The sequence below is a fragment of the Erythrobacter sp. EC-HK427 genome (assembly GCF_902498745.1).
GTDB lineage: Bacteria > Pseudomonadota > Alphaproteobacteria > Sphingomonadales > Sphingomonadaceae > Alteraurantiacibacter.
Genome location: NZ_LR701479.1, coordinates 685,127 through 699,113, shown reverse-complemented (window position 1 = coordinate 699,113; position 13,987 = coordinate 685,127). Strand labels below are relative to the sequence as shown.

At 56.8% G+C, this 13,987-nt stretch carries 13 protein-coding genes and 1 pseudogene; 7 read left to right on the top strand and 7 right to left on the bottom strand.

The window, feature by feature from the left end; genetic code table 11:
* Positions 1-32: 32 nt before the first annotated feature.
* The gene (locus GC121_RS03340) at positions 33-902 is read left to right on the top strand and encodes an NAD(P)H-binding protein (RefSeq protein ID WP_151972755.1); all 870 of its coding nucleotides are present in this window, start codon (positions 33-35) and stop codon (positions 900-902) included.
* A 101-nt stretch (positions 903-1,003) separates the two neighbouring features.
* Positions 1,004-1,567 (top strand): DUF1993 family protein, encoded by a 564-nt coding sequence (locus GC121_RS03335; RefSeq protein ID WP_151972754.1) that lies wholly within the window; start codon positions 1,004-1,006, stop codon positions 1,565-1,567.
* Positions 1,568-1,865: 298 nt separating this feature from the next.
* Here the strand turns inward: GC121_RS03335 and GC121_RS03330 are convergent, their stop codons facing one another.
* On the bottom strand, positions 1,866-3,257 hold the full coding sequence (locus GC121_RS03330) for a hypothetical protein (protein WP_151972753.1): 1,392 nt from the start codon (positions 3,255-3,257) through the stop codon (positions 1,866-1,868).
* 441 nt (positions 3,258-3,698) lie between these two features.
* Positions 3,699-4,706: an AraC family transcriptional regulator gene (locus GC121_RS03325; RefSeq protein WP_151972752.1), complete on the bottom strand. Its 1,008-nt coding sequence runs from the start codon at positions 4,704-4,706 to the stop codon at positions 3,699-3,701.
* A 108-nt stretch (positions 4,707-4,814) separates the two neighbouring features.
* Here GC121_RS03325 and GC121_RS03320 point away from each other — a divergent pair, with 108 nt between their 5' ends.
* Positions 4,815-6,014 carry an alkane 1-monooxygenase gene (locus tag GC121_RS03320; protein WP_199857729.1) on the top strand — a complete coding sequence of 400 codons (1,200 nt, stop codon included), beginning with the start codon at positions 4,815-4,817 and terminating at the stop codon, positions 6,012-6,014.
* Between the two features lie 95 nt (positions 6,015-6,109).
* On the opposite strand, the gene GC121_RS03315 is transcribed toward GC121_RS03320, so the two are convergent.
* Entirely contained in the window at positions 6,110-6,958 is an 849-nt protein-coding gene (locus GC121_RS03315; protein ID WP_151972750.1) for an NAD(P)H-binding protein, read from the bottom strand.
* Between the two features lie 101 nt (positions 6,959-7,059).
* On the opposite strand from GC121_RS03315, the gene GC121_RS03310 reads away from it, so the two are divergent.
* The 4 genes and pseudogenes from GC121_RS03310 to GC121_RS15210 all read left to right on the top strand — a co-directional run bounded on the left by GC121_RS03310 (position 7,060) and on the right by GC121_RS15210 (position 9,624).
* The gene (locus GC121_RS03310) at positions 7,060-7,419 is read left to right on the top strand and encodes a helix-turn-helix domain-containing protein (protein ID WP_151972749.1); all 360 of its coding nucleotides are present in this window, start codon (positions 7,060-7,062) and stop codon (positions 7,417-7,419) included.
* Between the two features lie 504 nt (positions 7,420-7,923).
* Positions 7,924-8,721, top strand: a complete 798-nt coding sequence (locus GC121_RS03305; protein WP_151972748.1) for a hypothetical protein — start codon at positions 7,924-7,926, stop codon at positions 8,719-8,721.
* A gap of 455 nt (positions 8,722-9,176) precedes the next feature.
* Positions 9,177-9,452, top strand: a pseudogene (locus GC121_RS03300) (translation initiation factor IF-2); the annotation flags it as partial.
* A 4-nt stretch (positions 9,453-9,456) separates the two neighbouring features.
* Complete coding sequence (locus GC121_RS15210; RefSeq protein ID WP_199857728.1) at positions 9,457-9,624, top strand: hypothetical protein; 168 nt, start codon at positions 9,457-9,459, stop codon at positions 9,622-9,624.
* A gap of 120 nt (positions 9,625-9,744) precedes the next feature.
* On the opposite strand, the gene GC121_RS03295 is transcribed toward GC121_RS15210, so the two are convergent.
* From GC121_RS03295 to GC121_RS03280, 4 genes are all read right to left on the bottom strand, one after another.
* Complete coding sequence (locus GC121_RS03295) at positions 9,745-10,377, bottom strand: tyrosine-type recombinase/integrase (protein ID WP_151972747.1); 633 nt, start codon at positions 10,375-10,377, stop codon at positions 9,745-9,747.
* 187 nt (positions 10,378-10,564) lie between these two features.
* Positions 10,565-11,818 carry a DUF3526 domain-containing protein gene (locus GC121_RS03290; RefSeq protein ID WP_199857727.1) on the bottom strand — a complete coding sequence of 418 codons (1,254 nt, stop codon included), beginning with the start codon at positions 11,816-11,818 and terminating at the stop codon, positions 10,565-10,567.
* Positions 11,818-13,254: a DUF3526 domain-containing protein gene (locus GC121_RS03285; RefSeq protein ID WP_151972746.1), complete on the bottom strand. Its 1,437-nt coding sequence runs from the start codon at positions 13,252-13,254 to the stop codon at positions 11,818-11,820. The genes GC121_RS03290 and GC121_RS03285 overlap by 1 nt, the downstream gene beginning before the upstream one ends.
* Positions 13,251-13,970 (bottom strand): ABC transporter ATP-binding protein, encoded by a 720-nt coding sequence (locus GC121_RS03280; RefSeq protein ID WP_151972745.1) that lies wholly within the window; start codon positions 13,968-13,970, stop codon positions 13,251-13,253. The genes GC121_RS03285 and GC121_RS03280 overlap by 4 nt, the downstream gene beginning before the upstream one ends.
* Positions 13,971-13,987: the final 17 nt, after the last annotated feature.

The following is a 13,987-nucleotide window of genomic DNA, read 5'->3' as shown; positions in this document are numbered from 1 at the left end:
CAGCTCCCCTCATCAGAAATCAGGAATCCATCATGATCGTTATCACAGCACCTACGGGTGATATCGGAACCCAAGTCACCGAGCAAATTCTCACAAGCGGAAAACCGTTCCGGGTTATCGCGCGCGACCCTTCGAGGCTGCCGACCCAAATCAAAGAATGCGGCGACATCGTCGAAGGCTCGCATCGCGACCGGGAAACGCTGGAACGAGCCTTCGATGGTGCAACGCGGCTGTTCTGGCTTGTCCCGTCCGATCCGGCCGCAACCGATGCTGAAGCAGCCTATGTCGGCTTCTCCGAGGCTGCGGCGCAGCTTCTCCCGTCCTCCGGCATTACGCATGTCGTGAGCATTTCTGCACTGGGCCGGGGCTGGCCGGACGATGCAGGTCACGCCTCGGCGAGCATTCGGATGGATGATATGCTGAAAGCAACCGGCGTGAACTATGCTGCTCTGGCCTGCGCTTCGCTGATGTCGAACGTTCTGCGACAAGCAGACTCGATCCGCGAAACCGGTACGTTTTGTTATCCGGCCAATGCGGACCTCAAGCTGCGGCATGTCGCGCCGGAGGATGTCGCCCAAGTGAGTGTAAGGCTACTGCTCGACGGCAGCTGGTCTGGGGTTCACGAAGTGCCGATGATCGGACCAGAAGAGCTCACGTTCATTAGGATGGCACGCATCCTGTCTGGGGTGGTCGGGCACGCGGTGAATTATGTCGAGATATCGATGGCCGAAATGAAGGAAGCCATGCTGCAGAGTGGCGCGTCGGAGGGCATGGCGCTCGCAATGATCGAGATGCTGAAGGCAAAGAACGCCGGTCTCGATCAAACTGCCGTGCGCACTGCCGAAGATATTGCCAACAGCCCGACGAACTTTCGGACCTGGGCCGAGAAGCGCTTTGCGTAGACAGGAGGAGGCGGAAAGGCCTGCTCTAGGGCGCAAATTGCGGGTACGAGGCATTACCCCTTTGATTATCGTCACATCTCTCACGGTATGACCCAAGCATTATGACACCGACCGATTTGCTAGCGCCAACCTACATCCAGATGCTGACCGCTTTGTCAGCATGGTTGTCCAAAGCGCGTGCTCAAATGCAGACTGATGCCGATCTGCTTTTGGCAGAACGGCTTGCGCCAGACATGTTCCCACTATCGACACAGATCCGGTTTGCTTGCGTGCAGGCGCTCGAAGGAATGCATCGCCTGCGCGATGAAGAATTCCCGTCCATCATAACCGATCTTCTTGCGGAGGGCCGAAATGCGGACAACACTTCCGACACGATCGCGAATGCGCAAGGTCGGATCGATCAGACGATTGCATCTGTCCAATCCCTAGCTGAAGGTATCGTTTCCATCGATCCCGACAGGGCGGTCGCCCATACTCTACCCAACGGCATGGTCTTCGATCTCACACTCGACCAGTATTCCAGAGACTGGGCAATCGGACAGTTCTACTTCCATGTGATGACCGCATATGCGATTCTGAGGCACTGCAGAGTGGATCTCGGCAAGGCCGACTATGTGGCGCACATGTTCCCCCATTTGCGGCCCGGAACAATGCCGCAGAGATGAGATGACCTCGGCCGACAACCATCGCAACAGACGCTGACGATCAGATAGAGACGAACGATCAATGAATGTCTGCTCGAGCAGAATCAAGTTCCCAAAGCGGACTGACCGCAATCGGCCCAAAAGTCACCGTTCCAATAAGTGAGGAGCAAATGGCGGACAATGGGCCCAAAGAGAACTGTCTGATTTTAGGCTCCCTAACGCCCAAAGCTGCCCTTCAGCAAACGACCCAATTGCGGACGTTCAGAACGGCTCCGCGATCTAAAGCTTAGCAAATAATCTGAGATAGCTCTCGATCCCACTAGGGTTCTCTATTTCGGACCAATCGCCCCAGCTCTTCTCGGAACTTGATTCCAAAAAAGTCCTCTCGTGCCTTTGGATCAGGAAGATTGTATCTTGCCTCTTTGTCGATCGCGACGAACAGTGGGTCGAATGGGAACTCTGTTTGCTTCGAATAGCGAGACATGCTCTCGATTACCGCCAACTCGTAAGCTTCGAGCTTCTTCATCGCCATCGAGCGCAAAACATCGGGGTGCTTCTGGTCCTTTGTCAACAATGCTGGCCCTGTATCCAAAGTGTGCTTGATTTGCTTCGACAGTCGCTGGGTCGCAAGCACTCTAGCGACGCTCGCATCTATATTCCGATCTTCATCCTTGTACCTGGCTTGCTCGCCCTTGATGAAGAGCATCAGATTCGCAAAGGACATCGAGATCGCGGCCATCTCAGAAAACTTCCGCATGTGGTCCATGTCTGACCGGCTAAGGCGGCCAAGACGATCAACCACAGAGCTTGAGAAGAACTCAGACCACTGATTGCAAAGCGAGTTGTATAGTTTCTCCATCAGTTCATAACGCTCATCGAGCTTTGGGATTGAGTTGGCCAAAGCCTCCAATGCATCGACTTGAGATTTGGATGCAGGCTGCGGATTAGTGCGTGGTCTACGCTCCGGTCTTCCCCACTGCTCTCGGATTTTGGGACCGTAAAATTTCTCTCTCTCTTCAGGGGTTCGATGGCCAAGCGGAAGCTCCGTCTCGACTAAGTTGTAAAGGGAATCCATCGGATGGTTCCTACTTGCTGCGAACGCCTTGGCTGCTTCAACCGCCGCGAGTTTATACCGCCCAATTTCTTTAGCCGCAGCTTGGAGCGCGCGAGGTCTGGCTTCGGCCTCTAGGCCTTCCTGCCTTAACTGGTTCGCGATTGCTTTGGATAGGTGGCCACCGGCAATCAGCATGAGCTTCTCGGCAGTAGCGCTATGTTGGGCTTCTGGCGATTGCCGTGCAATGGCCAGCCAACAGATTGCGAAGGAAAGCTTCGTTCCAACTTCATCAGCCTGCACAAGAATTTCGGATCGCATATTCGTCGAAATTCCATCGAGTTCATAATGCACGCCCGAAGGGACCGAATTTGTCGCAGCAGCTCTCAAAAAGCTAGAAATCTGGGCGTATGTCTCCAGAAACTCCTCACGTATTTCTTCTTCGCCGAAAGCCATTGTGCGCTTCGCTTTGGCTGCGGGAGCGCCTTGCGAATTGGAACTGAATGCGGCGAATAGAAGGCCACCAACAACCAACAGGCCAACCAACCATTGAGAGTCGGCCAAGCCCTCCTCCTCTACCTGCACAAAAAGCATGATCGAGATAGCAATGGCTAGTCCAACAACCAGCCAACGTTGCGATTTGGTTAGTTGAAATCTCAAGTTACCTCCATTTCGCTTATATCAGAGGCTAACCTCTGCGGTCATAGATGCAACAGGAACTCCGGCGTGCGCCCTGATTGGTCGAACCTGTTAAACGTCCACTCCCCACCCCAATCTCGGTCGTTCGGACGTTACTTGGGCGTACCTGAAAGCAGTCGTCGGTAACATATCACGTCGATAGTCTGGAAATGGGCCGATTGTTGACGGTCCGCTTTCGAACGGCGGAGAGCGGAAAGCTGACATTCGGCTTCCGACCCAGTTCCTGTCATAACGCGCCCTTGTAGCATTTGCGCTATGGGGTTGCCGCAGGGTGGTCAGCGTGGATCAAAGGGCCGCACCAGCAAGAGCAATCAGCTGATTGAAAAACCCCGACCCCAAACGAATGCCTATCGCATCGATTTGGGACTGCTTTCGACATTGCCCGCACCCTTCCCACCCTGTCTATCCGCCCGCTTCATCCTTGCGCCATCTGCGCATTGCCCTGCTCAGGCTGGTGGGATCGGCATAACCCAGCTGATCGGCCAGGGCATCGCGGGTAAGGGCCCTTGTCGCGCTCAATTGGGCGGCTTTCTGGATGAGATGACCGTCTAGCAAGCGGCGAAATGTCGTCCCATGCGCGCCAAGCCGGCGCACGAGTGTGCGGCGGGACAGGCCTAGTTGCCGGGCGATTGCCTCTTCGCTCGTCCGCGCTGTCCCGGATGCCGCCAGAAGCCGCTTCACATCTTCAACAATCAGATCAACCCCCGATAGCGCGCCCAGCGCGTGATCCAGTTCATGCCGGGCTGCTGCCAGCAGGTCGGGGTCGAAAAAGGGAATGGGCATCGGGCAGAGCGATGCCGGGATGCGCAGCTCAATCTGCGGTGCGCCAAAGGAAATCACCCCGCCCAACCGGTCGTTCAGGATACCGGCATGGTCAGGCGCTTGCCATGGAACCAGAATACCAATCCCATCAATCTGGCCTTCACTGACTTGATCCAGCATCCCCATGCCGCTCAAGACAACAGCCTCACCCAGCGCCTGAAAGACAGGTTTTTCCATGTCGCAAACGGGCATGAAGATCAGCGTTCGCGATTGCGGCCGCATGATCTGGCGAATGGTAAAGAACGGTGCGCGAACACGCCCGTAACGCACAAGGATATCAATCGCATCGCCAATCGTCGCGCTGCTGCGCGTGGCAACATCCAGCGATCCGTGCATCGCTGTGCGCCAGACAGGTGCCGCATCGATCGGCCAGGCCGGGCCTATTCTACGGTTAAGGCGATCAACCACATCGAACAGAAACCCAAGCGCGACGCTGCCCGAATTTGCGGGCCGGGCCAATGCGTCCTGCACCGCAGCAAACCAATCTGCGTCTTGCGAAAGCACGCTTTCATACCGCCGGATAATGGCACGCACATAGCTGGCGGGCATGCGTATCTGCGGTGCGCCGGGCGCGGTGTCATGGGTCATGTGGCGCAAAATGCCACAAACTTGGCCTGACGGGAACTGTTGGTGAGGCCGCTACGCCCGTATCCCGGCCATCACACCGTTATGAAGTTAACTTCAAGGGCCACGACCATGACATCCCTGTCGATCCCGCAATCGCAAACAGACAAAGATAACAAGCGCTGGCTCTATGCGCTCTCGCTTTTCGCAAATCTCATCCCCGCGTTTGCGTTGGGGCTGTACTTCACCGGGCTGGGCGTGTGGGCCACGCTGATCCCGGCCATCTTTCTGTTTGTCATCGTTCCCGTGCTGGATGGCCTTTTCGGAGAGGACCCCGAAAATCTGTCCGATGCCATGCTGGCCAAAATGTCAGGCGAACGCCATTACACGTGGCTGGTGCGTGCGGCGGTGCCGATGCTGTGGATCAGCTTTCTTGCCACCGTCTGGCTGATCGGCACGCAGGACCTTCCATTCTGGTCAATTGCCGCGCTGGCGGTTGGGGTTGGTTTCATGATCGGGGGCAATGGCCTCACGATCGGCCACGAACTGGGCCACAAGCATGACAAGACGGACCGCCGCTTTGCCATGTGGGCCAATGCGGTTGTGGGCTACGCCCATTTCCGGGTCGAGCATAATCATGGGCATCATGTCTGGGTATCAACGCCCGAGGATCCGGCAAGCTCGCGCATGGGCGAATCCATCTATCGCTTTGCGATGCGCGAAATTCCGGGCGCGATCATGCGCGGATGGGCAGAGGAGGCAACGCGGCTCGCCCGCAAGAAGAAGGGCGTCATTTCGCCGGACAATGAAATCCTGCGCGGGCTGGCGATCACGGTCACGGTTACGGGCAGCTTGATCGCGCTGATTGGCTGGACCATTCTGCCCTTCCTGATCGTGCACCATGCGTTCGGGTGGTTCGCGCTGACTCAGGCCAACTATATCGAGCATTACGGACTGCTCCGCCAGAAAAAGCCGAATGGCCATTATGAACCCGTGCGCCAGCATCATTCGTGGAATGCCAATCACCGGGTCTCCAACCTGATGACCTTCCACCTGCAGCGCCATTCGGACCACCACGCAAACCCGCTTCGGCCCTATCAGATACTGCGCAACTTCCCCGATTTGCCGCGCCTGCCGAGCGGTTATCCCGGCATGTTCGTGCTGGCGACGATTCCGCTGCTGTTCTTCCGGGTGATGAACCCAAGAGTGCTGGCATGGGCTGACGGCGACCTGTCCAGGATCAACATTGCCCCCCATGCCCGGGCAAGGATCGTGAAGAAGTATCAGGATCGGGCAGGCGCATCGGACCCCGTGACACTGGCGGCCGATTGATATTGGGCAGCGAAACACAGTTAATGGAAAAGCGCGACTATTGGCCGTTGCAGGCAGTCCCATTCTGGCTGCCTGCAACGGCCTCCAGCTATGGTTCAACCGAGCGCGGCGGCAACCGCGCTGGCCATTGACGCGGTCGGCCGGCCCAGCAGGCCCGACAGCACGGCGCTGGTATCGTAAAGCCAGCCTTCGGATGCCTTCACATCGACATCGACCAGCATCGCGGCAAAGCCCGCGGGCAGGCCGAAGCTTTCGAGGATGCCCTGATAGACCTCCGGCGGAAGGTCGTTGTAGGGCAGCGGCGTGCCGGTATGGCGGGCGACTTCGGCGGCCAGTTCCGCCAGCGTGAAGGCCTCATCCCCGCCCAGTTCATAGGTCGCCCCGGCATGGCTGGCATCGGCGGCGACAATCGCGATGGCTTCGGCGTAGTCGCGGCGGGTGGCAGGCGTGAATTGCGCCGCGCCCGCGGCCCCGATCATCGCGCCAGCTTCGAGCGCCGCACCCAGCGCGCCGGTCCAGTTTTCCGTGTACCAGCCATTGCGCAGCACCGTGGCGGGCAGACCGGAAGCGGCGATAATGGCTTCGGTGGCGCGGTGATCCTCGGCAATAAGCAGGTGTGAGACATCGGCCTTGAGGATCGAGGTGTAAATGATCCGCCCGACCCCGGCAGCAACGGCAGCATCGATCACATTGCGGTGCTGGCCGACCCGGTCATTGAAATCGCTCGACGAGATCAGCACCAGGGTTTCAACACCCGCGAGGGCCGGGGCGAGATCTGCGGGAGCGCAGGTGTAATCGAAGGCGCGCGCCGTAACGCCCAGATCGGTCACCTTGGCAGGATCACGCGCCAGCGCAATCAGCGCAGGCGGATCAAAGCGGCTCTTGAGAAAACCGATGGCTTCACGGCCAAGCTGTCCGCTGGTGCCGGTAATTGCGATTGTCATGGTGTGGGGTCCTTTTGCGTGGTTGACGAAAGGCAGATAAACCGACACGCTCAAAACGTAAGTACCCACATTTTTGTAAGTATGAGAAAGAGAAGCCACCGATGCAATTTTCTCCCGATGTGCTGAACGAGAAATGCGGATCGCGCGCAGTGCTGAGCCACGTCACCAGCAGGTGGGGAGCCTTGGTGCTGATCGCATTGATGGACGGCACCTTGCGGTTCAGCGCGCTGCGCCGCCGGGTCGGGGGCGTGTCCGAACGGATGCTGACCCAATCCTTGCGCCTGCTGGAAGACGATGGCCTGATCGAGCGGATCGCCCATCAGGTGGTGCCGCCGCACGTCGATTACCGCCTGACACCCATCGGGACCGACGTGGCGCGGAACGTACTGGCCTTGGCACGGTGCATTGAAAGCAACCTTGATACCATCACCCGGTTTCAAAATGCCCGGGCCAGCGCCTGAACCCGCTGCAAGGATGCCCGGTCTTGGCGGCGAGAAAAGCCGCCATTCAACAATCACCCCACAAGTGGTCGTGAGCGGGGCCGATGCGCGGTCCCGAAAGCCGCCTGGCGGCTTTGCCACGGTTCTGAAAAAATGCTGCCATTCAGCAAGCGACCCCGAAGCGGTCATCCCCGTCACCCCGGACGTGATCCGGGGGATAAGGCGATAGCTGGGCCGGGGCGATGGATTGACCACACCTCCAAGGCGCCATTCATTTCCGCTGTGCCGAGCCTTTGCCGAAAGCAAGCTTCAGGGGAACAAGAACTTAGGCAGCTTTGTCCAGTTACGAGAGGCTTCCTAGAATACCGCATCACAAGTAGGCTGATCACTCTGATCGATGGGCTAAAAAAAGCAAAACAGACTTGCTGCCGTTGGACCAATGCAATTTCATAATCTTTGCTTGGCAAAATTGCTAATTTTCCGTTAGGCTGGGACACCAGTTCTGTCGCGAAACAGGAGGAATTGATGTCGAGCTTTGCCGATTTTTTGGAGCGAAATTCGATTGTCCCTTCACCGAGCTTGCCCTTGGTGCACAGCCTTCCTTCTTATTCGCTGACCAACAAAGTTATGCCAAGCGATGCTATCGTCCCTCTAATGTGCGACGTGTTCGAAGGCGAGAAGCTCAATTATTTTTTCGTCGGCCGCCCCGCTTATAAGTCAATGAGTACCGACGCTGTTGCTGCGGAATGGGAGCTGCCTTGCTGCTTTATATTTGATTATCAATCTCTTGGCACGTTCAAGCGAGTGTTTCCCTTCGATAGTGGTGCGCACGATGGGAAACGCTATCCTGAGTACATTCAAATGATGGAACTAGAGAAGTTCGATGTCACCAATGTTTTAGACGCTCCAGCACGGATAATTGGAGCCTATTTCAGAAATGTGCGAGATTATTTCCTTCTCAATCCCAAAAGCGAGGAAGCATTCAAGCAAGAATTCAGCATCACGCCACTAGACGCTGAAATTATGGCAGTCCACCGCTTGGCAGGCGATAATCGCTATCGGGACAAATATGATGACCGGCGTCTAGCTGTCGAAATTCAGAGTGAAGAGCAGGTCGATCTAACAGTTAAGAAACCTCTGGCAGTTATCCTACCTTGCTCTTATGGCGACGTCCCCGAGGTTCGTGATGCAATTGAAGGCCGATGGGGGGCTGATATTATAACATATACAATTCAATCATTAAGCGTCGAGGCTTACTACTCGACGATATATGAAAAGGTGCTGAATTTTTACGAGGCCAAGGGCTTAATTAAAAAGCCATGAGGTTGCGCGGCTTTATTTATCCTGGGCCTATGCGTCCAACCTTTGTTATCCCTTATTTTGGCTCTACTGAGTCAAACAATCTATATGTCCAAGAATTAAATGATTCCTTTCAGATTTCGTCATTCTTGAAATTTGATCCGATTGGCTACGCGAATTTTTGCGGCTCGATCCCCCAAAAAGTCGTCACACTTGGAGGTGACGGGTTCATGGGTTTCGTTGATCGAAATGACAAATTGATCGTGGGGAGCCACTTAGAATTAGTCAGAAACCTTGATGACTACTATTTCGCCGAAGATAGATCAGATGCCTTTTTTGCAATCGAGGTTATGGAATTTCGTAGGGATAGGGCTGGTCTTCTAAACGCTATTGAGATCGCCGCGACTAAATTTAGAAATGAAACGATTGGACAGAATTGGAAGATTCGAGAATTTTCTTTTCATGGTCACACGGATCACAAAACAGTCGTAGGGCGCGCAGAGGTTAAACAAGTCTTCAGATCAGGCAAAAATACCATTGTTGCAGGCCTGCTCGTTACAGAAGGCGTCATTCAAAAAGATCTCTTTGCTCGGCTCTACCGCAAGGATGTTATCGTTTCTGCTACCAGCATCGCATCCCTCCGGCGGTTTAAAGACGATGTCGATGAAGTCCGCTCAGGATTAGAATGCGGAGTGGTCCTGGAAGAAACGAATGACATCAAACCCGGTGACAGCCTTGAGGTGTTCAAGCCCTAGTGGCTTGAGCACAAATTTCATCGCTGTTTCTCGTGCTGCGCTCCAGGGCCCCGATGTCTGGCTTGATGATGGCCTGTTCAAATCGCTGTTCATGAGCCGTCGGCTTGGCGACGCACTCGAAGCGGCCGGTCTGAAAGAGACCCCGTTTCTCTACAAGGCGCGTGTCGTCTGACACCAAACAGTGCATCGGAAAGCCGCCCTTCGCCTTTCCACCCAATCTCGGCCGTCTGTCCGCGTATCGTAGATGCTCCAAAGCGGTCGGCCGGGGATCGACGGCCGACCGCTCGACGGATCAGATTTCGGTGCGCTCTGCCAGGAGGAGAGCGTCTTCGACATCGACACCGAGATAGCGGACCGTGTTCTCAATCTTGGTGTGCCCCAGCAAAATCTGGATCGCCCGAATGTTGCCGGTGGCCCGATAGATCATTGCGGCTTTTGTCCGCCGAAGCGAATGCGTTCCGTATTCAGACTTCCGAAGACCAATCGCACTCACCCATTCATCGACAAGGCGGGCATACTGGCGCGTGCTCATGTGTCCGGCATGATCTACCCTGCTTGGGAAGAGATAGTCGCCCGTTGAACCGCCCCGTCGCTCTAGCCAGGCTAGTAATGTCGCTCGCACATCGGCGGTGAGTTCGAACTGGACTGGCCGATTGGTTTTCTGCTGAATGACGGTCGCACGATTGCGGATGTCAGCGCCAGCAACCACGTCGCCGATCTTGATTTTAACCAAATCGCACCCTCGCAACTTGCTATCGATTGCGAGATCGAAGAGCGCCTTGTCTCTCAACCGTCCTTCGCGATCGAGATGAAAGCGGATCGCCCAAATCTGCTTCTGCGTCAGCGGACGCTTTGTTCCGACATTCTTGCCGGCGTTCCAGGCCGGGCGATGCCGCGCAGCTGTATCAAATCGTGAATATCCCATTGTCTTTCTCCTTGGCCGTCATTGGCCGAGGGAAGAGCAACCCAATAAGGTGAAAATCTGGGCCGAAAGCGGACCGTCCGGTTTCATCCTGTGAGCATTGGAAAGCAGCTACTCAACTGTCCGCAACAGCGTAATTCCCCTGGCTAATGGCGAGATTGAGGGCGCGCAGTGGTCCCGACCAGACCACCTACTTAACTGGTGGATCATAGCGCGGGAGATCGTCCAATCTGGCGGCATCGAACTCCACTTCTGGAAACAACAGGGGATAATGGAAATTCCGCAGTTCCTCGTGGAACTCTCGAACCCTGTCTTCGTATCCGACCATCGCAGTTGAGTCGGTTTCGGCCAATTTCTCAAATGCGCGCTCCACGAATGAAGTTGGCGAGAGCAGTGACAACATTCCAGCGGCTCGATCACGCTCCAGCCTGGCTTCGCGGTATTGGTTCGCGAGCGGTGCGACCGTCTGATCGCCGACCTGCTGGAAGGCGTAATACCATTTCCACTCAAAACCTTCATCGATAACCGCATGCTCGCGCCATTCGGGATATTGCTCGATAAACGGCTCCATGGTCGCTTCTTTCGGCAAATCCCATGCATCATTCACCGTTTCGCGCTGGAGCAGCAGGATCTCGCCGCCATCAGGAACCGGGTTTGCCGCTTCGATTGCAGCTTTCGAGATAGCAGGCACGAGGATCGCAAGCGCCAACCAAAGTCCGATCAGCGAAGTCAGCAGAACCGATGGTGAGGCATCGATGCGGCTCAGCAATTCGACAATCAGCCACCAAACCAGAAGCGAGACAATAACAATCGCACTCGCCTGAAGAACGACGCTTGGCGCAGTCCCCTCGATCACCGCTCCAACGCAGAGCGGCACAAGCAGAAGCAGCGAGAGGCCGACAACACGCAAAGCTGCGCGAGGTAACCAGAGCGATCGAGGAGACCAGGCGGTTGCCACAAGCAAGTCATACCGCCGTGCGGTGCGTTCCGAGGCGCGAAGATCGTAGAGCAAGAGGATCAGCAAAAGCGGCGCGACAGCGGCTGCAAGAAAGGCGAAGTCGAACCGCCCGACCAGGCCGAAATCGGCATTGCGCGTATCGGCCTCGTGTATCTGGCCCTCGATCGCCAGCATCTTGATCCGGTGCTTCCACGGCGCGGTGTCGCGTTGGCCCATTGCGGCAAAGGCGAAATCGGATGGTGGCTCATAGGTCAGATGGAAAGCGTAATAGGCAGCGCTTCCCCAGTCTTCCTGCGTCGACAAGGCGTTGGCCCGGTCCGCTGCATCTTCCTCGACAAGTGTCGCGATGGTTGCCCGCTGCTCGCGTACCTCGGCAATGCCAAAGGATACCGCGATCACAGAAAGAATGAAGGCCAACAAGAGCCAGAATAGCGCGCCGCGATCCTTGAGCAGAAAGCGAAACTCACGGGCGAGGGAGCTCCACATCAGATGCGTACCCTCCGTGCTGCCCAAACTACGATACCGCTGGATAATCCCAACCAGAGGAGCAGAATGCCGAGCGGCAATCCAGCCCGTGAGAGACGCTCATTTGCGTTGTCGGGCTGGAACCGGAACTCGTCCAGAACCTGCCAGCTTTCGGCATTGATCCTGGCGGCCTCAGCCGCGGCTGTGTCCTTGTTGCGATTGATGTCGAGCGTGTAATCCAGATCGGTTACATGCGCTTGGTTCAGGGCCTGGACGAAATCAAAGCGCAGGACTTCGGCCTCTCGCAGAAAGCGGTGATGCGTAGCCAGATCGGTTCCGGCAAGTGTGCGCGAGGACGAGGCAACTGCGATGGTCGGTGAGAGAAGTCCGAAGAGATCGAACAGGCGCGATTGCCCCGCTTCCAGCGCCATCCTGTTTTCGGCAAAGCGATTGAGCAGATCGGTTAGCTCGGTCTCCGAATACGTCGCCACCACGCCCCGCCAGTTGATCGGGAGCTCCTCGACAGTCTCGACGCCATATTGCTCCAGAACTTGCGCCTGCAATTGCTCGAACGCCGGATCGGCTGCGTTATGACCATCGCCCAGCTTGCGCTGTTCAGCGAGCATCACAAGATCGCTTTCGATCTTGCCCGGCGCATCAATGGCCGCGCTGCTGACGTTGATGGCAAAGCGTGGAACGATAAGCGCGGCGAACAGCCAGATGAATACGAGCGCGCCGAGCGACACGGCACGCTGCCGGATCAGGATCGATGCGGCGAGAACGAGGGCGCCCCACGCGCACAAATAGACAAAATACCCGGCAACCAGAGAAGCTGCGGCCAGAGCACTTTCGCCAAGCGCGACCGAGTAGGCAGCGATAAGCGCGAGCGGGATCATGAAGATCGCAATCACGGACAGCAGCGCGGTTGCCTTGCCCAGTGTGAGCCTTGTTCCCGAAGTTCCTTGCGCCAGCAGCACGGCCAGAGTGCCGGTTTCCCGTTCGCGCAGGAACATCGCGTGACCCAGTACGATCAGTAGAAGCGGCAGCAACAGCTGATACAGGCTGGCCGGTGTCAGGGAAGCAAATCCGCCAAGGTCGGCGGCGGCCTTGGTATCGGCAAACATTGCGCTGTTCTGGCGATGTCCTTCGAGGAAGATCGACTGCCCCGTGACAGCATCAACGCCCGGCTCGAAGACGGCAAGCGGTGGCGGAGGGCGGAAGGCGTAGTGACCGTAATGGACCATGCGGTGCGGATGGCGATCGGGCTGGGCAAAGAACGTCTCTTCTGCTGCCACCTGCTGCTCCATCCGTTGCGACTGCTCGTCAGCAATCCGGTTGATGGTCAGCACGCTGGTTGCTGCGAGAAGCACCGCAATGGTTAGGGCCGCTGCAACGACCACTTTGGAGCGCAGCCAAAGCCGCCATTCTTCACGGGCAATGCGAATTGCCGTGCTCATGATGCCTCGCGCTCCGCAAAGGCTGCATGGACTGTTTCGGTGTCGATCCTCTCGCCCGGTTTGGCAGTGAAACTGCCAACCAGCTTGCCCTGTCGCAGGAGGCCAACACGGTCCGCCACCTGGCACGCTCCATAGACATCATGCGTCACCATGAGGATGGTCTGGCCGCTGGAGGCCAGCACTTTTACCAGATCGTGAAACTCGTCGATGGCCACAGGGTCGAGCCCGGAGGTGGGTTCGTCCAGCAGCAGGATTGGGGTTCCACGCAGCAATGCGAGCGCAATTGCGGTCTTCTGACGCATTCCCTTGGAATAGGATTGCAACCGCCGACTACGCGCTTCGTCGATCAGCGCGACCCGATCAAATGCTGCGTCTAGCTCGCTACTTGTCGCCTTGCGTCCTGCAAGGTCGAGGAAATACTCAAGGTTCTCATAGGCGCTCATATGTCCGTAAAGCGTAGCGGCCTCGGGCAGGTAGGCCATGGCCGAGCGTGCAGCGGCAACGTCCGCATGAACGCTCTGGCCATTGACCAGCACCTCGCCAGACGATGGCTGCAAGAAGCCGAGGAACGTGAGTAAGGTGCTCGACTTGCCCGCCCCGTTTCCGCCAAGCAGCGCGAAGATTTCGCCTTGTGCGACGGAGAAAGAGACGTCATCGAGGACTGCATTGCCCTCGCGCACAAGCGATACAGATCGTGCCTCAAGCGGGGTGTTCATCAGAGCGATCTCGACAT